Below are 20665 nucleotides of genomic sequence, written 5' to 3'. Positions count from 1 at the left end.
TGATGACCGCTACTCGCGATTTTTCTGCGTATCGTAACTGATGTGCTTATCTACGTTCTTTAGTTGAACCCCTACCTTACTAAACGCCTTTTGGATAGTTGTTGAAACATGGAGCTGGTCTTCTCCCATTAAAAAGTTTGCTCTATCTTGATTCGTTTCGAATACGCAGACAATTTTTAAGCTCTGTGGAAAAGAAGAGAATTTAACAGTATGAGTCACCCAAAGGAAACCCCTGTAGCCTTTTAACGTATCTTCACAAACTTCGGTTAACACGTCTCTGATTTGATTTTCGATCTTCTTATCTGATTTACGCATAAAGCAAACTTCCTATTTAGCACCTTTAAAAAAGTTGTCGGTCAACATTGTCTTAAACGACATTGAGCACTGTGGCTGTTTCAAATGCAAAGTATTTATAGTAACACTTGAAAATCTCACAGTGTAGGAATGTAGTGGATGAGTAAATATCGCCATATGGTTAGAGCTATAAATATTAGGAAGAGTAAGTCAAACAACAGGGTTTGAGATTGGAGTCGAGGGGTTAGATAGACAGTAAAAAGCCGCAGAGAATGCGGCTGATATTGAATAAGATTTTATTTTGCACGCAATGGCGTTAGTTTATTTTTGATATTGCGTGCTGCTCTGCAATGAAGGCTATCTCTTCATCATTTAAGCAAGATTTACTGACATATTGGCGCTGTTTACCCATGTGAAAGATAAACCCTAGATCGCTTTGTTCAAGTTGATCAATGTCACTCCATGCGATATTACGGGTGTTTTTAGCGCTTTTATAACTCACACCTTTTGAGTCAACCTGAAGTACCACTTTGCTGCCAGAAAGCGAGCTGATTTTTTGTCGCCATAACCACCACGTTCTCTTAAAATAAATACTAAGCCCCTCAATAATACTTAAAACAATAAAGAACCAACCAACATACCCATTAGGTAATAGTTCAAGTTTTAATAAAACCACACCAAAAAGAAGAAAAAGTATTCCTTTTAAATAGGCTTTTGGAAATTTAACAGGATGGCTAGTTTGATCATAACACTCAGCAAAGAAGGTCTTGTCGAGAGTGTATTCTGTGGTAAAACTAAAATCTTTAGACATATGTGGCTACTTTACGGTTTTATGTGAATGAGTATCCCATGCTGCGATCTCGCAACTCAGGTATTGTACCGCTTATTGGTGCTTTTCTTTAGCTATTTTGGTCCTCTTTTTTACATCAAGAACACCGATAAGATCGACGATCCCCATGGCCAATTTACTGCCAAAATGGGTATTAATGCCATCCTCAACATCCCCACCTAACATTCTATTTTGATCAGCCTTGCGCCAAAAGTTAGTTTTAAAAAACAACGTTAGCCAAGAGATAATATCTAACTCCCCCTTTTTTGGGGTTGTTCTAAAATTTCATATATTACGCGTCTAGATAGCTTATTCAAATCAAACGATTAAATATTGATCTAATTACATTAAAGTCGATGCTATAACCAAAAATATCTTCTGCTTACTCATTTCACTCTTAATTTAGAAAACTGAAAAATAGATCCCTTTTTATGCGTATCATATAAGTTACATATGCTTCATTAGTTGACTACAAAATCTAGCTTATCATTAAATGTAAATACACCAGAAACGTCACACAATTCACAAATATACCTTACTTTTAATATGACAAAACCGAACAAACCTAGGTACACTCAAAAGATTACTTAATTATTTTTTTGAGCTTATGTTTGGATTAAAACGAGTCAAAGCAGAAAATGAGGCTCTAAAAAAAGAGCTGTCAAACCTCCAACAAAAATACCAAGCTGATATTGTCGCATTAGAAAGTCAACTCCAAGACGCTAAACAGCAAGTTAGCTCGGCACAACAACGTTATCAAAGCAGCGATGGTTTGATTTCGAGCAGTTTAAAAGGCGGAGATATGCTGCAAACCATTCGAACTGCGATGGTCGAAAGCGCTCAGTCGATGGCTCAAGAAAATGAAAACCTACAACAACTCGGTGAGGTTTTTAAACAAACACATCAAGCACTTTCTCGCCTTGACGATAGAGCAATTAAGATAAGTACCCAAACCACTCAAAGCATTAAGTCTGTTCAAATATTAGATAAAACCGCCAATTCTATCTCCCACCTTGTATCTACTATTCAAGAGATTTCTGACCAAACAAATTTACTGGCCCTTAATGCTGCAATTGAAGCCGCTCGTGCAGGAGAAGCTGGCCGAGGGTTTGCTGTCGTTGCTGATGAAGTAAGAAAGCTCGCAAGTAAAGCCAGTGAAGCCAGCGAGCAAATTGATTCGTTAGTGAACCAAGTTATGACTCAAGTGGTTGCGATTAAAACCTCTATCGATGAGAACCAAATTTGTGCCGAAGAGGTCTCCGCTTCTTCTGCACAAATTGGGGTTATCGTAAATGAGGTTGTTGTGAAATCAGAGCACATGAAGGGGGTGATTTATATCGCTTCGACTCGAGCTTTTCTTGATACAGTAAAACTTGACCATGCGATTTGGAAGAACAATATCTATCGTTTATTACAAAATGGCTCGTTCGATGAAACTGTAAATACTCATTCTGAGTGTCGATTGGGTCAGTGGTACTACAAGGGAGACGGTAAAGCCTACGTTCACCTGAAAAGTTATACGCAACTTGAAGGGCCTCACAAGGGGGTACACGACAGTGGTCGCGAAGCGATGAGCAAAGCCAAAACGGGCAATATGCCGGGTATGATCACATCAATTAATGCGATGGAAAATGCCAGTGAACAAGTCGTGATTCAAATTGATCGTTTAATGGACGAAATTGTCGCAACCAAATAGAACGGTTTGTTTCGCTAACGAGTTTGAGTAAACTTCAAGCCTCTAAACAACCCTGAATGTTTGTAATATGTTCAGGGTATATTTGGTTGCTAAAATACCGATTAATTTAACGTCGTAAAAAACCATTCGAATCAAATGATGATTAGATTCGAACCATAATTCACATCACAAGTACTTTCCTATTGGCAACAACTGCAAAATCGGGATTTAAATCAACTCGGTACTAAAATTCGTTAGGCATAAATTGAAGTGAATAAAAAATTGGAACGCTCAGCGTCCCAGTTGATTATACTTGTTCAGAAGGATGACTCCATATTAGTGGCTCAGAATAAGGCCCCGTCATGCTTGATGTCGATTCACCTACATCGTTTAGTGCACCTTCAGTTAATGCTAGCGCGAACCAATTCTCTAATGGTGCTAACGATTCCACAGGAAGTCCTACCTTATGAGGTGTATTGTAACGTTTAGCGTAATGGTGAATTTCCCCCATGATAAACACTACATCTGGTGCTAACTGCTTTTCTGCTTCTTCCATTAATCTCGTTGCGTAGCCTTGGCGTTGGTATCCAGGCAATACGGCTAAAGGAGCCACTACATAACATTTTAAATGTGGTGCCGCATCTATAATAATCGGTGTATAACACGCATGTGCTACGCCTTCATAAACGATAGAGAAGCTGCCATCTGCAATTAGGTTATCTGCAAATTCAGCATACAGTTTTGCGTGTCTTTCATCATAAATACCGCCTGCTGCTGCGAAAGTTTCGTATTGAATTTGATAAGGTGTTTTCATTTTAATGTACTCTTTAATTATTATTTTTTATTGAACTAGTTATGAAAGTCCTAGCAATAACAAGTATTTTTGGATAAATCGATCTTTGATTTCTGTCAGTGGATAATCATCTTTAGCGAACAAATAATTCAAGGCAATGCCGTCTATTTCGGCAATTAACGCATGACTATCAACAAGAGGATTAGCTGCGGGTATATCGCATAAAACATCTTGAAAAGTGGACATCATTAATTTGTATCGCTCATCTAATAAGTCTTTTAAAATCAATCTCATTGATGGCTGACATTTCACCTGATAATCAAACTGATAAAATAATTTCTGTTCTGGGTTTGTCATTGATAAAAAGATATGTTCTAACAGATGAATAAACTTCTCTTTTACCGATACCTCCTCACTAACCGAATTCACATTTTCACCAACTTCGTTAATGATCTCTGCCATACGAACAAAAACGGCTCTCAGTAAATCGTCTTTATTTTTAAAGTGATGAAACACTAAACCTTTTGATACTTTTGCAGACTCACAAATTTGTGCGATAGAGGTTTTTTCATAGCCTTGCGCTGCAAACAACTCAATTGCAGCTTGTATTGTTTTTTGTTTTTTGTCCATGACAATGCCCTTTCAACTAACAAACCGACTATCCGGTCGGTAATTAATGGCGAGATATTATATTAGAAAAATAAAGTTGGCAAGTGTTTAAAAATAGAAGCCTCTAAGCGTTATAAAAAGGCGGTATTGTTTAATTGCTAAGTAAGCTATGAACTCTCTATTCAAATTATCTTGCAGTCGCTTAGGGTTATAAATAGAATCAAGCCGATCGAAATCATTGAACTCTATAGGGAAATCAAATGGCGCATAAAGTGCTAGATGTCAGCCAGTGGGCGCGAGCTCAACATTTAAAATTCTATCAAGGTTTTAGCCACCCTTGGTATAACATCTGCTCCAACATCGACGTAACGGCGCTGTATCAATATTGTAAGCAGCACAATCATCGTTTCTTCCACGCTTACCTTTACCTAACTCAGCTGGCACTAAATAAATGTGAACCGATGAGTTATCGCCTTGTGGGAGAAGAAGTACGAATTTACTCGCCGATGTGCGTCAGTGTGGCGCTGCTTGCCGATGATAATACAGTGCGTTTTTGCGATTTAGACCATGAGCCTACGTTTTCTGACTTCACACTAAGTGCAGCCAAAGCCGAGACTCGGATTAAGAGCACGCCTTTTATCGTAGAGCAATTCATTGGCCAAGAAATGAAGCAGAACACGATTCATTTAACCGTATTGCCATGGGTAGACTTCACCAGCATGAGTCATGCTAGAGACGTTAACTTTCCAGATAGCGTGCCGAAGATGGCCTTTGGAAAATTGGTTCAACACAGTCAGCAATGGCGTATGCCGTTATCGATTGAAGTACATCATGGTTTGATGGATGGCTTACACGTGGGGCAATTTATACAGGTATTACAAGCAATGTTTGATGACCCATCACAGCTTGATCAATCGAAATAGGATTCATACCCCCCACTGAGACGAGCGGCATTACGCTCGTCAAAATGCCTAGCCTCTGTTGGCTATTGGCTCTTTAACAAACCAACACTCTTATTTTTGACCATCTAATCGAGGAGACCAATCTTCTATACTTTGACTCTCTAAGCGTCTAGCCACTAATCTATGCCATGATTCTACAAGCGGTAAATCCAATAAAGGGGTTAGCTCTTGTTTATTTAAACATCCTTCAAAAATCAACTTCATTATTTTTGATAAAGGCCATTCAGGGTAAGGGCGATCACAAAGGAATATCTCATCACCACGACCAATATTGCCTTCATCTAATACTCTAAAGTACCACCCGGTTCTTAATGTATCCTGCAATCTTAACGCCATACCATCTTGTTCAAATTTAACGTTTAATTTCCAGCATGGCATTCGACCTTGCGAAACTTCAAGCAGTGTTGAACCAATTCGAATTTTATCATTCAAACAAATAGTGTCTTCATTCAATCCCGTTGAACTAATATTTTCACCAAAAGCCCCTATCATTTGTAATGCTGTATTACCTTGTAGCTCTTTTTGCCATTCAACGTAATGCTCACTTGGGTATATATGAATCGCTTTTTCAATACCTCCATGTACTCGTAAATCGCCTTGCTCATCATCAATAAAACCTAATCGTGATGTTACTTGTCGTTCAGATTTTGGTTTCTTATTGATTGCACTTTGTGCACCTTTCGCATAGGGAACACTCTTACCAACAAGTACAGAGTTTACAACACCAATTTTTTTCATATTCCTCCCCCCTAAACTACTATTCATTAATCAAAATAATAAACATGAATTAAATTAAGATTATCTATAACCAACTTCTTTGAATATTGGTTGAATCGAGATCACTTCCATACTTCTTTCTGTACTTTTTATTATTCTATTTTCAGTATCTGAATAAAAAACATGTCTTTTGAATCCATTTTCATTAGGAAACTGAGCTAATAATATGGTTAACTTCTCTTCTAAAGCATTTCGACCAATATCATCAATTAATACTTCAAATAATATCTTTTCTTCTTTTGATATCTCTATTTTGTATTTCATTTCACTTCTTAATTAGTTATAGAATTTATCTTCGAATTGCTTCATGAAGGTTACTAATGCTTTGACTCCCTCTATCGGCATCGCATTATAGATTGATGCTCGAATACCACCGACAGAGCTATGGCCTTTAAGGGAGGTAAGTCCCGCAGTATGAGCAAGAGATACAAACTTTTCTGTTAATGCTTCTGACTTTAAATAAAATGGAACATTCATGATTGAACGAGCGGCAGAATCTATATGATTAATATATAAACTTGAGTTATCAATTGCATCATACAATAACGCTGCTTTTTCTATATTTATCTTGTAAATAGCCGATACACCGCCAACCTTCTTAAGCCATTTAAAGACTTCATTAGCAACGTACCATGGATAGGTTGGCGGTGTATTTGGCATCGAATAATTTTCAGCCAATACCTTATAATCAAAAATAGTGGGTATTTCACGACTCACTTTTCCCAATAAATCATCACGAATGATAACTAACGTTAATCCTGCTGGACCAATATTTTTTTGAGCTCCCGCATAAATAATTCCATATTTAGAAACATCAATTGGGCGTGACAATATGAATGAAGACATATCTGCAATTATTGGTTTATCTGTAATAGGCAGTTCATTAATCTCTAACCCATCAACCGTTTCATTTGGACAGAAGAAAACATACTGAGCATCCTGTGATAATTGCCAATCAACGGGAGATAAGAGTGATTGCTTTTGATTATTTCTCTGAACAATATTGATGGTATTAACCTTACAAAATTTACTCGCCTCTATCGCTGCATACTTTGACCAATGACCGCTAACAACATAATCCGCTGTTTGTGATTTATCCACCAAATTCAATGGAACCGCTGAAAATTGACCACTTCCACCACCATGACAAAACAGGACATGATAATTATCAGGGACCTCCATTAGTTCTCGTAATATCATTTCAGACTCTTCTGCTAATTGCATAAACTCAGAACTACGATGGCTAAATCCCATGATTGATAATCCAGTTCCTTTCCAATCAAGAACATCATGTTGAACTTGTTGTAAAACACTCGTAGGAATAACAGCAGGCCCTGCAGAAAAATTATATTTAGTGTGCATAAGATTATCTCGCGATCTCTTTGCAATCATCGTATCGATATTTTGCAATTAAATTATCTAAAAAATCACCTAGTAATTGATTCATTCGACTTGTAGATGTATTTAATATCTCAAGCTCTGATTGAATAAAAATATGCTCATTTTGCACGGTAAAGTCACGAGTACTATGCTCGATCAAAGAAGGCAGCTCGGAGGCGATAAACTCAAGATGGCATTGAAATCCATAGACCAAATTTGAATATCTAATGATTTGTCTCGGACATCCTTTACTAGAAGCTAATACCTTTGCTGATTCGGTTAAACCCGGCATATCATCATGCCAATGCCCAACGAGCTCTGACAAATTAAAATGATCAAGTGATGAGTCGTGAATTCCATCTTTACTTAATTGGATGGGGAAGTAGCCTATTTCCTTCTCTGGGCTTCTCTCATATTTTGCCCCTAGTGCTTCACCAATAAGCTGAGCACCAAGGCAAACTCCCATAACCATTTTATTACCATTGATCCCGTGTAAAATAAGACTTTGCTCTTCTTTTGAATGAAAGTATGCGCACTCTTCTTTAGTTGTATCTGGACTTTGTGGGCCACCTAACACGATTAACCCATCAAAATCATTCATATTGAGAGGCAGCATATCCCCAAGATAAACTCGTGAATAAGAAACCTGATAACCACGATTATTAATCCAAGAATCAATAAAATTAGGCCCTTCAAATTCTTCATGAATAATTATATGTATATTCATAACGCCTCCTGACTTTGCGAAGACACTATAATATGGTAATTTCAACTCGGCAGGATAATGACACATTGACAACAAACCATCCCAAACCGCCAATTATTATAAGCGTTGAAATAGGAACAAGAACACAAGGATGAATAATAATGATAAGTAACCAGCAGCTACCTGCTAATGAAATGATGAAGAACGACCCACTATTTCCTGCGTTGGCTAAAGTAATAGAAATGCCTAAAGGCTACGTTGACTCGCTACATCATCACACATGGCATCAAGTAATATTTCCGATTAAAGGGTTACTCCAAACTCAAGTTGGATCTTATCAATATTTACTTCCTCATACCTCTGTGCTATTTGTTCCAGCAACGTTAGCACATGAATCAATCGCTTTAACAAACACCACTTTCATTGGTATATATATTAACCCTGCGTATTGTTTTAAGTCTGAAGAACAGGTTCGAACCATATCTTTAACTCCATTTATCAAGGAGTTAATACAAGAAATCAGAAGAAAATGTTTGCAAGTAGAAAGTCAAACGGCGTTATTAGGCTTATTACAGGTACTGCATGACCAAATGATGCATAACGACGTAATAACTTTTCAGCTACTACTCCCTAAAGATAGACGTTTAAAGCAAATATTTGACAAGTTAACTGAGACACCAGCCTTAGATTGGCCTTTAAAGATATGGGGAAACGAAGTGGGAGCATCAGAACGAACGCTATCTAGACTTTTTGTTAAAGAGTTTAAAACCTCATTTCCACTCTGGCGTCAGCAATTGCGCTTAATATATTCATTGTCACTATTGGATGAGGAAATAACAATACAAGCAATCGCTGACGAAATCGGATATCACAACGACTCATCATATATTAAAGCGTTTAAATCGTACTTCGACATGACACCACAACAATTTAGAGGCAATTCTAATCGAAAATACTATGAATTATAACTTATGGTAATACCGCATGAGAACTCAGCATGCAATTCATCTCAATAAGAAGCCTTCACTACAAGTACTTCTCTATTGGCAATAACTGCAAAAATCGGGATTCAAATCGCTCCCACCGGCCTGTTTCTGGTTCACTTTCCCACCTTTTATCGCCAGAATACCAACGAACGTCACCGTCTTGTAATTTCAAATGCCAACTGTTTTCTTCATCCATTGCTTGCTCTATGTCATCAGCCAGATGCTCTGCTATTTTTTGATTTTCAATGATTAGAATCGATTCAGTATTAAGGTAAGTGGATCGTAAATTGAAGTTAAAAGAGCCGATACTCGCGATTTTTCTATCAAAAACAGCAGACTTTGCATGAAGCCCATACGCTAATGTCGGGGCACACTTAGAAACATCTCGGGTTGAATCTTCACACAACCCTGTTTCTGGTTTTAATTCAAACAATTGTATACCGTGCTCAAGCATGTCTTGGCGTCGGCCTGCATAACCAGAGTGATTGGTTGTTAAATCATTCGATGCCATTGAATTAGTTAATGCTTTTATCTTTACACCGTTGTTACTTAATTCTTGCCATTCTTCTAGTTGGCTATCATCAAATATCAAATAAGCCGATTCCAATAAGATCTCTTGATCCGATTCACGAGCTAATTGAGCCAATACTTTAGCCGTTTCTTTTGGTTCACTCGTGTTATTTTTATCAACTGGAACTGGTCTATCAGAAACAAAGCGGGCTTGAACCCACGTCATGCTCCCCATTAACTTAGTTAAGAATTGATGGGCAGTTTTACTGCCTTCTGGCAAGGCTGGGTAGTTTGTGTAAATCGGTGCCGAAATTTCGTCTAACACTGGTTGATCTGGTGACGTTTTTCCACCGAAAAAATCAACAGGGTAAGACCACCGACTGTCCCAATATTCTGCAAAACTCGTTTGAATCTCCCCCACCACATCGCCTGTGACTAATACATCACGGTCACGAAAATTGATGTCATCAGACAGATCAAAATACTCATCGCCAATATTACGTCCACCAACAACAGAGAAAGCCCCATCAACGGTAAATGATTTATTGTGCATACGACGGTTTAGACGAGAAAAGTCTCCTAAGAAATTGACCCACTTGGTAACACCACGGCGAGTTGGGATTGGATTGAATATACGGATATCAACTTGAGGGTGTGAATTAAGCGCAATAAGTAGATCTTCTCGTTCATTAAGGTTGATATCGTCCAGCATTACACGCACTTTAACACCGCGATCAGCCGCCGCTAACAAACGACTCGCTAGGTAATGACCTGAAGCATCTGAATTCCAGATGTAATATTGAATATCAATCGTGTGTTCTGCGGTTTCAATTAATGCTAAACGTTGAGCGAGAGCATCCCAGCCTGCATCTTGCAGTAAAACCGCACTCGTCTCTTGAGTCGATGTCGACGGTTGATAAGCGTCTCTTAATTCCGATAATGGGCTGATGACTGAGTTTGCGACGGGTTCATTAGTGTGCTCAACCTCATCAGGAAGTGAACCACACCCAGAAAGAATAGCGACAAAAAATAGTGTTATATGAATACGTTGAAGCACAGACATTTATTAAACTTCCTTATTAAACCTAAATAACCAACCCTGATTCCGTCTATTATATATTATTTTTATATCTTAACGCTCTACTGCTCGGCTCTTATCCAAAAATTAGACAAATCATCAAACAGATCATCATTACTTAGAATACCTAAATGGTTTTCGTCATGGCCCCGAATTTGATAAATTTATAAAATCACTGCAACTGGTTAGCAATAATGCGCACACGAGAATAAAGAAACACCTACCCATTTGTTCTATTTTCCTTTTAATCAATCAGCCTTTAATCTTCACAAGAAAACAAAGAGGAATATTTTTTATTCTGATATGATGACACCTTGTCTTTTACCACTGTGTTTATATCCATGTATACGTTACGTCCTTATCAGCAAGATTCAGTCAAAGCCGTTATTCATTATTTCCGAAAACACACCAGCCCTGCAGTATTGGTGTTACCTACTGGTGCCGGTAAAAGTTTGGTGATTGCTGAGTTAGCACGCATTGCTAAAGGCCGTGTATTGGTCATGGCCCACGTAAAAGAATTGGTTGAACAAAACCATGAGAAATACGAAGGTTACGGCGAAGAAGCCTCTATATTTTCAGCTGGATTAGGCCGTAAAGAAACCGATAAAAAAGTGGTTTTTGCCTCGGTACAATCAGTGGTTCGTAATCTTGACTCGTTCAAAGATCAGTTTTCTCTGCTCGTCATTGATGAATGCCACCGAGTGCCAGACAATAAAGACACCAGTTACCGTAAAGTTATCGAACACCTGCAAACCCAAAATTCTGGCATTAAAGTGCTTGGCTTAACTGCCACCCCTTATCGTTTAGGCATTGGTTGGATTTATCAATATCACACTCGTGGACAAGTCAAAACCGACACGCCTCGTTTTTTCCGTGATTGTATTTTTGAGTTACCAATTCAATATCTATTGGATGAGGGCTTTTTAACCCCTGCAAAATTATTGGATGCCCCAATTTTAAGCTACGACTTTTCTCAGTTAAAACCCGCCTCAACGGGTCGTTATAAAGAATCAGAATTGGATCTGGTGATTGAAGAATCAAAACGTGCAACACCTCAAATTGTTCAACAAATCATTGAATATGCCAAAGACAGAAAAGGCGTGATGATTTTTGCGGCAACAGTTCGTCATGCTCAAGAAGTATTATCATTACTGCCACCAGAGCAATCCGAATTGGTGATTGGCGATACCAAAGTGATTGAACGTGATGCCATCATCCAACGCTTCAAACAACAACAAACCAAGTTTTTGGTTAATGTGTCGGTATTAACCACCGGATTTGATGCGCCTCATGTCGATCTCATTGCTATTTTACGTCCAACCGAATCCGTCAGTTTGTACCAACAAATTGTCGGGCGAGGGTTACGTTTAGCTGAAGGGAAAACAGAGTGTACTATTTTGGATTACGCGGGGAATTGCTACGATCTCTACCAACCTGAAGTGGGCGATCCTAAACCTGACAGTAACAGCGAAATAATCACGATTCCCTGCCCTGCTTGCGGTTTTAACAATAATTTCTGGGGTAAATTAGACAGTAATGGATTTTTACTGGAACATTTTGGTCGTCGTTGCCAAGGCTATTTTGAAGACGATGAAGGCACACGTGAAGAGTGTGGCTATCGCTTTAGAGCTAAATACTGTAACGAGTGCGGTGCCGATAACGACATTGCTGCACGTATCTGCCATGAATGTGATGCTATTTTAGTCGATCCAGATAAAAAACTAAAAGAAGCCCTTAAACTAAAAGACGCCCGTATCCTCAACTGTATTGATGTCACACTTACCGCAGGAAAAAATCAGTTTGATAAGCCACAAATTAAAGTCACGTATTCTGGTGATGATGACTCTGAATTGCATGAGGTGTGGCAACTTGGCACTAAGAAACAAAAGCAATTATTTTTAAACAATTTTGTCCGCCCTCATTTAGTCGACAGGCATCGCCCATTTGAAGAAACAACAGCAATAAAAATAGCGAATAGCCAACACCGATTCCGTCCACCAAGCTTTGTTATCGCTCGTAAGCAAGGCAAGTTTTGGTCTATTCGCGATAAGATTTTTGAAGAATAATCTTACGGTATTATGCCATTACCACAACGAACGGTAATTCATATGGCATGAACGGCATTGGGCGTACGCTTTATCAAGCGCGGCTCGTGCTGCCACTTCATCTTGATCTACAGCGGCTTCACTGATCAAAATAAATTGCTGAGATAAGGTATCAAACTTTTCTTCAAACTCGACTTTTTGAGTCCAAATTTTAGTTCGTGCTCTGCTATTATCCGCACTGCCTGCTGGAAATAATGTTTTTTGCTCTTCTACTGTTAAGTGCGCACTTTGCGCCAACGGCATAATTCGATCCCAATCTAGCGCCTCTTTATCAAACGCGTCATCGAGTAAATCGACCGTTGCATCGAGGTGTTGAAAGTTATCTTGTCGAGATTCAATCTCTGTAGAATAGTTCGTTGCCATCACTGAAAACGAGAATAACGCAACAATCCCTATTTTTTTCATACTTGCCTCCATTCGTTTCTTTATGCAGTTAAATCGCGGTGATTTCGATTTAACGAGAACTTATTAACATTAGCAAAATACTCTTAAAAACACACGAAAATAGGTTGTTAGATAAATAATGGGGTGGTACTATTCGCGCTCGTTTTTCGAAACGAAAAGTCTGTTAAGTTAGGTCGCTAAGCTTAATGGCATTTATTTATTTTACTATTTTTGAGAGTAAAGACTATGAAATTTGAAGCAGTAGTACGTACTGAACAAGGTAAGGGTGCGAGCCGCCGCCTTCGTCACGCTGGTAAATTCCCTGCAATCGTTTACGGTGGCACAGAAGCTCCAGTATCAATCGAACTAATCCACAGTGATATCATCAACCAAATGGATAAGCCTGAGTTTTACGAAGCAATTGAGCTAGTAATCGATGGCGCTACTGTTAAGGTTAAACCGCAAGACGTTCAACGTCACGCGTTTAAGCCTAAAGTTGAGCACATGGACTTCATCCGCATCTAATTCGAGTCTGTTTTACTTTTTTGCATTATTGCTATTTCTTTCTTACCAATTGAAATAACAAACCCTTTAAAGCCCTGATATTACCAGTATCAGGGCTTTAATCTATCTAGCGCTTCCCCATTCGAATAAATTCCACGCTCTATCCCATAAAATTCAGACTTACTTCCCATTTTTTGATTCTAATTCTTAAGACACTCATAATTGAACACTGTTTTTTACGTTTCACTGACAATAACCGTCCATTATCTTCTATACTCCGTTTAACAAAAATAAGGCTAAACTTCATAAATAAGCTAGGAGTTAAAATGAAAAAATTATTAGTGGCTATATCTCTACCTGTATTGATGGCTGCATGCTCAAGCAATGGCGATATGATGACTGACGCAACGGTTTCTGCTGATATGCTGCAACATCACAACTGGCAATTAACAGAAGTTGATGGCAACGCAGTCGCAACACCTGAAAAAATGGAAGCGCCTCGTCTAGAAATCGGCGAAAAAATGACAGCGAACGGTAATGCTGGCTGTAATAACTTTTTTGGCCAAGCTGAGCTAAACAAAGAAGGTCAATTCCGCATTGAAAAAATGGGCATGACAATGAAAATGTGCATGGGTGATGCCATGACAACAGAACAAGCAATGTCTAGCACTCTGTCTTCTTGGAGCGACATTACACTAACAAAAGAGAACTTGATCCTTAAAGGTCAAGATCACGAACTAACGTTCACATTGCGTGATTGGGTTAACTAAACCCGATTAGCAACAGACTATTTGTTATAAAACAGAAATGCTCTGAATAAATGTGTCGGCGACATTAAGGCACAAAAAAACCGGTGAATTCCCCCTCACCGGTTTTTTATCATTTATACGTTCAGAATAAGGTTATTCTTCATTCCAACGTTTAAATATTAATGACGTATTAATGCCACCAAAAGCAAAGTTATTACTCATGATGTACTGACAATCAATCTCTCGCCCGGTTCCGGTAATATAATCCAGCTTACCGCAACGCTCATCTATATTATGTAAATTTAACGTTGGGCTAAACCAATTGTTTCGCATCATCTCAATAGATAACCACGCTTCAATTGCCCCACAAGCCCCTAGTGTATGACCAAAATAAGACTTCAATGAACTAATCGGCATTGATGAGCCAAACACATTCTCTGTTGCCAGACTTTCCGCGATATCACCGCGTTCTGTGGCCGTACCGTGAGCTGACACATAGCCAATACTATCAGGAGATAGATTTGCGTCCTTTAAAGACATCTCCATACACAGCTGCATGGTTTCCATTTGAGGCTGTGTTACATGTGCCGCATCACAATTACTTGCAAAACCAACCAACTCAGCATAAATGGTCGCGCCACGTGCTTTTGCATGCTCATACTCTTCAAGCACTAATGACCCTGCACCTTCACCAATAACCAACCCATCACGATCTTTATCGTATGGACTTGGCGAAGTCTTAGGGGCATCATTTTTTAAACTGGTCGCAAATAAAGTATCAAACACTGCTGACTCTGTAGGACAAAGCTCTTCTGCACCACCAGCAACCATCGCCGTTTGATAACCGTGTTTTATTGATTCGTAAGCGTAACCAATCGCTTGGCTCCCAGAAGTACATGCACTACTGGTTGGAATAACACGACCACGTAATCCAAAAAATAACCCCACATTTACCGCTGCAGTATGTGACATCATTTTTACGTAAGTTGTCGCGGTAATTGCTTTGGTACTTTTCTCACTCAACATAATACCGAAAGCACCTACCGCATCCGTAGATCCCGTTGATGAACCAAACGCAATACCCGTTTGACCATTCGTTAATACATCATTACCAATCAATCCACTTTGTTCTAGTGCTTGCTCTGATGCCACCGTAGACAACAAAGACACTCGCCCCATTGAACGGATTTTTTTGCGAGTATAATGTGCTGGCAGTGTAAAGTTATCAATTGGGGCTGCAAGCTTTGTATTCAAACCATCATAGATTTCAAAACTCGGCATATATTGAGTCGCATTTTCACACTTACGAAGATTTTCGCCTACCGTATTCCAATCACTGCCAAGTGCAGTTACCCCTGACATTCCGGTTACAACAACACGACGACTCATACTAAACCACCATTAATTGAAATGACTTGGCGAGTAACATAACCCGCGACATCCGACATCAAATAACTCACTAGACCGGCAACCTCTTCAGGCTCCCCCATACGACGCAATGGAACTTGTGGTAAGGCGTGTTCTTTTACATGTTCATCGACCATTCCTGTATCGATAAGCCCTGGAGCCACACAATTTACCGTGATTTTTCGTTTTGCTAACTCAAGTGCTAATGATTTGGTTGCACCAATCACACCCGCTTTAGCCGCACTGTAATTGGTTTGCCCACGATTACCAACAATGCCTGAGACTGATGCCAACGTAACGATACGACCGCCTTTACGTGTTCTCACCATTGGCATAACACAAGGGTGAAGTACATTATAAAAGCTGTCTAAGTTCGTGTGAATAACGCTGTCCCACTCTCCCTCTGTCATTGCAGGAAAAGCCGTATCGCGAGTAATGCCCGCATTACTTACGACACCGTAATACGCACCATTCACTTCGATATCATGTTCAAGCATAAGTCGACACTGAACACGATCACTAATATCAAACTGAATTAAACGGCCTGAACCGCCATTCGCTTCAATCGTCTCGATTGTTTTCTCTGCGCCTGCTTTGTCACTCATATAGTGAACCACCACATGAAAACCATCTTTTGCTAACTGCTCTGAAATTGCGCGACCAATACCTTTACTTGCTCCGGTCACTAATACTTGTCTTATCATGATTTCCTCTACTACTGCTTTGGCGCTAAGAGCTCTTCTAATTTATCTTCTGTCGGTACAAATACATTTAATTGACTCGATGCCAATTGCTGACCGTTATGTTTAATATAACAACTGAACACGGCCATGCCATTATTCTCTAATATTTGTTCCGCAAAAATGTCGAGTGTGTCGCCTTGCTTAAATTCACTGCATTCGGCTTGATACTTACGGCTACCAAGTAAAAATCCTATCGGGGACTTATTGCCTTTTTTCCAAGCGTGATATCCAGACCAACCAGCAACACTTTGGGCCATAAACTCAATCCCAACCCAAGCTGGAATCGTGAGAGTCTCATGGTTAAAAAAGACATTATTTTCATTAATGGTGACTTGGCAATGAATCGATAACTCACTGACTTCGATCAATTCATCCACTAACGCTAACGGCGTTTCATGAGGAAGAAGATCGATTAACGCTGGAATATGGCTCATGACTGGTACCCAAAAATTAAGCTGATGTTGTTGCCACCAAATGCAAATGAATTACTGATAATCGCTGGTTTTTCTAATCGTTGGTCAGTCACTAACTTTATATCCGCTAACGTTTCATCTTTTTGATTATCATTGATTTGTCTTGGTAACGGTAAGTCGTATTTTAAGATGTGCCAACAAATTGCAGCCTCTATAATACCTGCCGCCCCTAATGTATGCCCAGTAAATGGTTTGGTTGAGCTTATCGGCGTATGAGAGCCAAACACCGCATTTACGGCTTTCGATTCCATGGCATCATTCAATGGTGTTGCCGTACCATGCGCGTTGATATACCCAATATCTGATGCGTGAAGACCGGCATCATGTAATGCTTTTTGCATCGATTCAATCGCCCCTTTCCCTTCAGGGTGCGGCGCTGAAATATGATGTGCATCTGAGCTGTCTCCTGCGCCAAGTAAGGCAATAGGATCATTGGAGTCTTTTTGCTCTGCGCTTAACAACATGTAAGCACTCGCTTCGCCAATATTAATGCCTTTTCGATTAGGGCTAAATGGCAAGCAGTGTTCATTAGATAAAGCTTCTAGGCTATTAAAACCATTCAATGTTAATTTACACAGAGAATCCGTTCCGCCCACAATAACCGCATCAACAAACCCTGATTTCAATAATCGCTTTGCCGATAAGAAAACTCGACCACTTGAAGAGCATGCCGTTGAAATAGCATACGTAGGTCCTGACAACTCTAAATACGTCGCCACAAATTCAGCCGGGTTTCCTAACTCTTGTTTACGGTAATGGTAATCATCAGGAAAAATACCGGAATTTAGCTTTTCACTTAATGCAGCTTCGCCATCAGAAATACCCGATGTACTTGTCCCAACAATAACGGCAATTCGATCCGATCCGTACTTGGCTTTCGCTTCTTTAATTTGAGGTTCTATTTGCTGCAATGCGGATAAAACTAACTGGTTATTTCGAGTATCAAATAAGGACAAATGAGCGGGAATGCTAGGGAGTTCACCTTCAGCCTTCCCCACCACGGTTTTCTTGCCATCATTAAGCCATCCATCTTCAAGCATCATCGAAGACCCTTGATTACCATTGAGAGCCTGATGAATATCATTGCTCTCTTTGCCTAATGCTGAATGCGAACCACAAGCATGAATATATACAGGAAAATCACTCATCTTACTTTTACCCATTCTTCTTTTTAGTCATGACAGCCTGAGCGTTTGCAAACGTTTTGATTGTAATAACATACCCCAGATGCGGGCTCGTTAAAATAATATCGCCACTTAATTTATCTTCAATAGAAGAGTAATCAATAATAAGAATCGTCTTACCAAAATCGTTTGATAATACGCGTTGGTTTCCGATGTCTTGCAGACTCCAACCAATAGAATCTAACGATGCTTTCCAAGCCTCTGCCGGCCACAATGTGATCATGACATTAAATAAAACTTGCTCTGGCGGTGGCAGAGTCTCTGACAACCCGGCCATAACGTAAGTATTCAATGTCTGTCCATCGTAATCCAAACTAAGGATACGAGAGCCCCACGAGGCAAATCCAGCCAACACAAGTTTATTACCTGTTAATTGTAGCTGCACAGGCAATTGTTGCTTACCACCATGCCAATTTACTGAAATTAACTGGCTTAACGATATATCCGACCCATATTGATTTGGTTGAGGTAAAGTCACAAATTGATCTGGAGATACTTCAACTTGATTGGCTTTTTTGATCGGTGCAGAGGCACAACCCAGTAAGCTTAATGACACTATAAAAATAATAGAGTGTATTAATCGTAGCGATATTCTTTTCATTCACTCTGTCCTATCGAATTTTATTGTGTGGGTTCATATTTTGGCTCAAGGGTGCCAATAACCAAGCCACGATGATACCCGTCAGTACCGTAATACCAAAACTGTGTATCGCTTGAGTTTCACTTAACGCCAACAACCCAAAAGAAAGGATGGTGGTTAACGCCGATAACGAAATTGCCAACAGAGTACTTTCGGTATGTGAGTCGTCTTCTTGTTTATTCTGCTCAGCAAAAAATAAGGTGTAGTCTATACCTATTCCTAAGATCAACATTAACGCGAGTAAGTTAAATAAATTCAATGGCACTCCCGTAAATACCGTCACAGCGAGCCCTGCACACCCAGCGATAAAGGGGGGTAACACAATTAAGAACCCTTGCTTTAAACCATATCGAGGCAACAGTAATAAAAAAATGGCTCCGTAGGCTATTAATAACAATTCAGTAATGCGTTCACGATATTGCCCAAACAACGTCGAAATTTCTTCCGCTTTATTCAAGTACGTTATATTTTGCTTCTCAGCAAACGCGTGTAACTCTTGGCTATCGACCGCTTTATTAAACGTGATCACCGAGGCCACCACATCGTCTATCTTACCAAGCCATAAAAAACCCACCGTATCAGAAATAGGCGATGCGAGAAAACCGTCAATCGTTAATGGTGTAAATGGTTGAGAAAATAACAATGGCACTTTTTGCTGTATCACAGTGTGATAGTTATCCGCTTGCTGTGCATATAATGCTTTTACTCGCTGATAATTCTCACGCTGTGTTTTTTCTGATGGAACATAACGGCTTATCGTTTGAAAACCACCAAAATTTGCTTTCTGTTCAAGTTGGTTAGAAACCGATTCTAACTTCTGTAATAACTCTTCTTCTGTATCCGCTCGAACCAAGAGTAATTGTTGAGATCCACCAACACCCGTGATGGCTTTTATCTCTCTTTCTTGCTGCTGAAGCACTTGAGGCAATGCTTGCAGTTGTCGAATATCATCGTCGTATTGTGCTTTATATACACCAAAGCCAGAAGCCACCAACAAACTCAAAGGAAGAACGATTCTGATTAACGGCTGACGCCATACCAATAACCATTGACCCAATGCGCGTTGAGCAGGAATAACTTGGTATTTATTTGGCTTCGTGGCCAATAACGGATACCAACACACGACGGTGAAATACGCCGCAGTTAATCCAATCGCAGAAAATAGTGATAACTGTTGTAAGCCGGGGAATGGTGCAACAAGCATCCCTAAATAACCCACTAAGCTCGTAATCAAGCCAAGCGTTATTGCAGGAAAAAGTTGTTGTATTCCTTTCGTTGAATTCCATTTATTACCCGCATTTAAGCGATCCGTTAAAAAATGAAAAGCATAATCAATGGATACCCCAATCAGACTTGCACCAAACACTAAACTGAATAAATGAATGGAACCAAAGAGCCAAATCGTCAAAACATACGCACAAAACAGACCTGTCGAGATAGACAATAAAGCCAAAGTGAGTGGTAACGTACTGCGATAAACCAATAGAATTAAAACAAGAATACCAATTAAAGAGCCAAGACCAATGGTACTTATTTCGCTTTTAGCACTTTCAGTGCCATGAGCAGCATAAAAAATAACACCAGTATGTTGTATCTCTACTGAAAAAGCCTGTTGAATAGTTTGCTCTAACTCGACAAGCTGCGGCAATTGTTGTTGTAATGACAACTGGTAAGAAGATCCAGCAAGATCAGCGGTGATCACCACGTACTTTGCTTGATCGGATTTAACCGTCAAATACCCATTTTCGATTTGAAAATGACCCGAACTCTGAGTTAACCCTGATAAGAAATCTCGAAATAATAAAAAAGGATCATTTTCTAACTCAGCACCCGTGACTCCAGAAAATGGATTGTACAGTGCTTGTAATACCTTTTGG

The 20665-nt window shown here is 39.5% G+C and carries 23 protein-coding genes; 6 read left to right on the top strand and 17 right to left on the bottom strand.

All coding sequences use genetic code 11. From position 1 onward, the window contains the following. Positions 1 to 9 precede the first annotated feature (9 nt). The 3 genes from AACV33_RS04855 to AACV33_RS04845 form a co-directional block, all read right to left on the bottom strand. Positions 10 to 315: a Fis family transcriptional regulator gene (locus tag AACV33_RS04855; RefSeq protein WP_182699948.1), complete on the bottom strand. Its 306-nt coding sequence runs from the start codon at positions 313 to 315 to the stop codon at positions 10 to 12. Positions 316 to 610: 295 nt separating this feature from the next. Beyond that, on the bottom strand, positions 611 to 1105 hold the full coding sequence (locus AACV33_RS04850) for a YcxB family protein (protein ID WP_182699947.1): 495 nt from the start codon (positions 1103 to 1105) through the stop codon (positions 611 to 613). Between the two features lie 72 nt (positions 1106 to 1177). After that, positions 1178 to 1309 (bottom strand): hypothetical protein, encoded by a 132-nt coding sequence (locus AACV33_RS04845; RefSeq protein WP_255458541.1) that lies wholly within the window; start codon positions 1307 to 1309, stop codon positions 1178 to 1180. 421 nt (positions 1310 to 1730) lie between these two features. Here AACV33_RS04845 and AACV33_RS04840 point away from each other — a divergent pair, with 421 nt between their 5' ends. After that, entirely contained in the window at positions 1731 to 2819 is a 1089-nt protein-coding gene (locus AACV33_RS04840; protein ID WP_023603810.1) for a methyl-accepting chemotaxis protein, read from the top strand. 286 nt (positions 2820 to 3105) lie between these two features. On the opposite strand, the gene AACV33_RS04835 is transcribed toward AACV33_RS04840, so the two are convergent. Together AACV33_RS04835 and AACV33_RS04830 are read right to left on the bottom strand one after the other, a co-directional pair. Further along, the gene (locus AACV33_RS04835) at positions 3106 to 3612 is read right to left on the bottom strand and encodes a GNAT family N-acetyltransferase (RefSeq protein WP_065610822.1); all 507 of its coding nucleotides are present in this window, start codon (positions 3610 to 3612) and stop codon (positions 3106 to 3108) included. A 39-nt stretch (positions 3613 to 3651) separates the two neighbouring features. Then, positions 3652 to 4221 (bottom strand): TetR/AcrR family transcriptional regulator, encoded by a 570-nt coding sequence (locus tag AACV33_RS04830; protein WP_182699946.1) that lies wholly within the window; start codon positions 4219 to 4221, stop codon positions 3652 to 3654. A gap of 239 nt (positions 4222 to 4460) precedes the next feature. On the opposite strand from AACV33_RS04830, the gene AACV33_RS04825 reads away from it, so the two are divergent. Beyond that, positions 4461 to 5123 (top strand): CatA-like O-acetyltransferase, encoded by a 663-nt coding sequence (locus tag AACV33_RS04825; RefSeq protein WP_182699945.1) that lies wholly within the window; start codon positions 4461 to 4463, stop codon positions 5121 to 5123. A 90-nt stretch (positions 5124 to 5213) separates the two neighbouring features. Here AACV33_RS04825 and AACV33_RS04820 read toward each other — a convergent pair whose 3' ends face one another. From AACV33_RS04820 to AACV33_RS04805, 4 genes are read right to left on the bottom strand one after another with little or no spacing between them, the layout of a single operon-like run. Then, positions 5214 to 5900, bottom strand: a complete 687-nt coding sequence (locus tag AACV33_RS04820; RefSeq protein WP_023603814.1) for an MOSC domain-containing protein — start codon at positions 5898 to 5900, stop codon at positions 5214 to 5216. 60 nt (positions 5901 to 5960) lie between these two features. Next, positions 5961 to 6203 carry a hypothetical protein gene (locus tag AACV33_RS04815; protein ID WP_023603815.1) on the bottom strand — a complete coding sequence of 81 codons (243 nt, stop codon included), beginning with the start codon at positions 6201 to 6203 and terminating at the stop codon, positions 5961 to 5963. A gap of 12 nt (positions 6204 to 6215) precedes the next feature. Continuing rightward, positions 6216 to 7301, bottom strand: coding sequence for a 3-phosphoserine/phosphohydroxythreonine transaminase (gene serC, locus AACV33_RS04810; protein ID WP_023603816.1), 1086 nt, complete (start codon positions 7299 to 7301; stop codon positions 6216 to 6218). A gap of 4 nt (positions 7302 to 7305) precedes the next feature. Beyond that, on the bottom strand, positions 7306 to 8046 hold the full coding sequence (locus tag AACV33_RS04805) for a type 1 glutamine amidotransferase (protein WP_023603817.1): 741 nt from the start codon (positions 8044 to 8046) through the stop codon (positions 7306 to 7308). Between the two features lie 140 nt (positions 8047 to 8186). On the opposite strand from AACV33_RS04805, the gene AACV33_RS04800 reads away from it, so the two are divergent. After that, positions 8187 to 8993 (top strand): AraC family transcriptional regulator, encoded by an 807-nt coding sequence (locus AACV33_RS04800; RefSeq protein WP_182699944.1) that lies wholly within the window; start codon positions 8187 to 8189, stop codon positions 8991 to 8993. Between the two features lie 58 nt (positions 8994 to 9051). On the opposite strand, the gene AACV33_RS04795 is transcribed toward AACV33_RS04800, so the two are convergent. Continuing rightward, the gene (locus AACV33_RS04795; protein ID WP_182699943.1) at positions 9052 to 10584 is read right to left on the bottom strand and encodes a phospholipase D family protein; all 1533 of its coding nucleotides are present in this window, start codon (positions 10582 to 10584) and stop codon (positions 9052 to 9054) included. A gap of 356 nt (positions 10585 to 10940) precedes the next feature. Here AACV33_RS04795 and AACV33_RS04785 point away from each other — a divergent pair, with 356 nt between their 5' ends. Then, on the top strand, positions 10941 to 12665 hold the full coding sequence (locus AACV33_RS04785; RefSeq protein WP_065610832.1) for a DEAD/DEAH box helicase: 1725 nt from the start codon (positions 10941 to 10943) through the stop codon (positions 12663 to 12665). Positions 12666 to 12683: 18 nt separating this feature from the next. Here AACV33_RS04785 and AACV33_RS04780 read toward each other — a convergent pair whose 3' ends face one another. Continuing rightward, positions 12684 to 13109, bottom strand: a complete 426-nt coding sequence (locus AACV33_RS04780) for a cytochrome c (protein ID WP_255458540.1) — start codon at positions 13107 to 13109, stop codon at positions 12684 to 12686. Between the two features lie 225 nt (positions 13110 to 13334). Here AACV33_RS04780 and rplY point away from each other — a divergent pair, with 225 nt between their 5' ends. Together rplY and AACV33_RS04770 are read left to right on the top strand one after the other, a co-directional pair. Further along, on the top strand, positions 13335 to 13613 hold the full coding sequence (rplY, locus tag AACV33_RS04775; RefSeq protein WP_060990479.1) for a 50S ribosomal protein L25: 279 nt from the start codon (positions 13335 to 13337) through the stop codon (positions 13611 to 13613). A 305-nt stretch (positions 13614 to 13918) separates the two neighbouring features. After that, positions 13919 to 14362 carry an META domain-containing protein gene (locus AACV33_RS04770; RefSeq protein ID WP_017022067.1) on the top strand — a complete coding sequence of 148 codons (444 nt, stop codon included), beginning with the start codon at positions 13919 to 13921 and terminating at the stop codon, positions 14360 to 14362. A gap of 132 nt (positions 14363 to 14494) precedes the next feature. Here AACV33_RS04770 and AACV33_RS04765 read toward each other — a convergent pair whose 3' ends face one another. The 6 genes from AACV33_RS04765 to AACV33_RS04740 form a co-directional block, all read right to left on the bottom strand. Beyond that, the gene (locus tag AACV33_RS04765; protein ID WP_017022068.1) at positions 14495 to 15730 is read right to left on the bottom strand and encodes a beta-ketoacyl-ACP synthase; all 1236 of its coding nucleotides are present in this window, start codon (positions 15728 to 15730) and stop codon (positions 14495 to 14497) included. Then, on the bottom strand, positions 15727 to 16452 hold the full coding sequence (locus tag AACV33_RS04760) for a 3-ketoacyl-ACP reductase FabG2 (protein WP_012550621.1): 726 nt from the start codon (positions 16450 to 16452) through the stop codon (positions 15727 to 15729). Before AACV33_RS04760 ends, AACV33_RS04765 begins: the two co-directional genes overlap by 4 nt. Before the next feature lie 11 nt (positions 16453 to 16463). Further along, positions 16464 to 16925 (bottom strand): hotdog family protein, encoded by a 462-nt coding sequence (locus AACV33_RS04755; protein WP_182699941.1) that lies wholly within the window; start codon positions 16923 to 16925, stop codon positions 16464 to 16466. Next, on the bottom strand, positions 16922 to 18112 hold the full coding sequence (locus tag AACV33_RS04750) for a beta-ketoacyl-[acyl-carrier-protein] synthase family protein (protein WP_085941858.1): 1191 nt from the start codon (positions 18110 to 18112) through the stop codon (positions 16922 to 16924). Before AACV33_RS04750 ends, AACV33_RS04755 begins: the two co-directional genes overlap by 4 nt. A gap of 7 nt (positions 18113 to 18119) precedes the next feature. Beyond that, positions 18120 to 18749, bottom strand: a complete 630-nt coding sequence (locus AACV33_RS04745; RefSeq protein ID WP_017022071.1) for a DUF3261 domain-containing protein — start codon at positions 18747 to 18749, stop codon at positions 18120 to 18122. A 10-nt stretch (positions 18750 to 18759) separates the two neighbouring features. Next, positions 18760 to 20665, bottom strand: a 1906-nt coding sequence (locus AACV33_RS04740; RefSeq protein ID WP_182699940.1) for an MMPL family transporter, incomplete at its 5' end; no start/stop codon positions are given.

Origin of the sequence: Aliivibrio sp. SR45-2 (genome assembly GCF_963890165.1) — a bacterium.
In the GTDB taxonomy this organism is placed as follows: domain Bacteria; phylum Pseudomonadota; class Gammaproteobacteria; order Enterobacterales; family Vibrionaceae; genus Aliivibrio; species Aliivibrio salmonicida.
This window is presented reverse-complemented; position numbering and strand designations above follow the sequence as displayed.

Excerpts from the sequence above, each read along its gene's own strand:
- AACV33_RS04855 (WP_182699948.1), bottom strand. The coding sequence starts at position 315 with ATGCGTAAATCAGATAAGAAGATCGAAAATCAAATCAGAGACGTGTTA.
- AACV33_RS04850 (WP_182699947.1), bottom strand. The coding sequence starts at position 1,105 with ATGTCTAAAGATTTTAGTTTTACCACAGAATACACTCTCGACAAGACC.
- AACV33_RS04845 (WP_255458541.1), bottom strand. The coding sequence starts at position 1,309 with ATGTTAGGTGGGGATGTTGAGGATGGCATTAATACCCATTTTGGCAGT.
- AACV33_RS04840 (WP_023603810.1), top strand. The coding sequence starts at position 1,731 with ATGTTTGGATTAAAACGAGTCAAAGCAGAAAATGAGGCTCTAAAAAAA.
- AACV33_RS04835 (WP_065610822.1), bottom strand. The coding sequence starts at position 3,612 with ATGAAAACACCTTATCAAATTCAATACGAAACTTTCGCAGCAGCAGGC.
- AACV33_RS04830 (WP_182699946.1), bottom strand. The coding sequence starts at position 4,221 with ATGGACAAAAAACAAAAAACAATACAAGCTGCAATTGAGTTGTTTGCA.
- AACV33_RS04825 (WP_182699945.1), top strand. The coding sequence starts at position 4,461 with ATGGCGCATAAAGTGCTAGATGTCAGCCAGTGGGCGCGAGCTCAACAT.
- AACV33_RS04820 (WP_023603814.1), bottom strand. The coding sequence starts at position 5,900 with ATGAAAAAAATTGGTGTTGTAAACTCTGTACTTGTTGGTAAGAGTGTT.
- AACV33_RS04815 (WP_023603815.1), bottom strand. The coding sequence starts at position 6,203 with ATGAAATACAAAATAGAGATATCAAAAGAAGAAAAGATATTATTTGAA.
- serC (WP_023603816.1), bottom strand. The coding sequence starts at position 7,301 with ATGCACACTAAATATAATTTTTCTGCAGGGCCTGCTGTTATTCCTACG.
- AACV33_RS04805 (WP_023603817.1), bottom strand. The coding sequence starts at position 8,046 with ATGAATATACATATAATTATTCATGAAGAATTTGAAGGGCCTAATTTT.
- AACV33_RS04800 (WP_182699944.1), top strand. The coding sequence starts at position 8,187 with ATGATAAGTAACCAGCAGCTACCTGCTAATGAAATGATGAAGAACGAC.
- AACV33_RS04795 (WP_182699943.1), bottom strand. The coding sequence starts at position 10,584 with ATGTCTGTGCTTCAACGTATTCATATAACACTATTTTTTGTCGCTATT.
- AACV33_RS04785 (WP_065610832.1), top strand. The coding sequence starts at position 10,941 with ATGTATACGTTACGTCCTTATCAGCAAGATTCAGTCAAAGCCGTTATT.
- AACV33_RS04780 (WP_255458540.1), bottom strand. The coding sequence starts at position 13,109 with ATGAAAAAAATAGGGATTGTTGCGTTATTCTCGTTTTCAGTGATGGCA.
- rplY (WP_060990479.1), top strand. The coding sequence starts at position 13,335 with ATGAAATTTGAAGCAGTAGTACGTACTGAACAAGGTAAGGGTGCGAGC.
- AACV33_RS04770 (WP_017022067.1), top strand. The coding sequence starts at position 13,919 with ATGAAAAAATTATTAGTGGCTATATCTCTACCTGTATTGATGGCTGCA.
- AACV33_RS04765 (WP_017022068.1), bottom strand. The coding sequence starts at position 15,730 with ATGAGTCGTCGTGTTGTTGTAACCGGAATGTCAGGGGTAACTGCACTT.
- AACV33_RS04760 (WP_012550621.1), bottom strand. The coding sequence starts at position 16,452 with ATGATAAGACAAGTATTAGTGACCGGAGCAAGTAAAGGTATTGGTCGC.
- AACV33_RS04755 (WP_182699941.1), bottom strand. The coding sequence starts at position 16,925 with ATGAGCCATATTCCAGCGTTAATCGATCTTCTTCCTCATGAAACGCCG.
- AACV33_RS04750 (WP_085941858.1), bottom strand. The coding sequence starts at position 18,112 with ATGAGTGATTTTCCTGTATATATTCATGCTTGTGGTTCGCATTCAGCA.
- AACV33_RS04745 (WP_017022071.1), bottom strand. The coding sequence starts at position 18,749 with ATGAAAAGAATATCGCTACGATTAATACACTCTATTATTTTTATAGTG.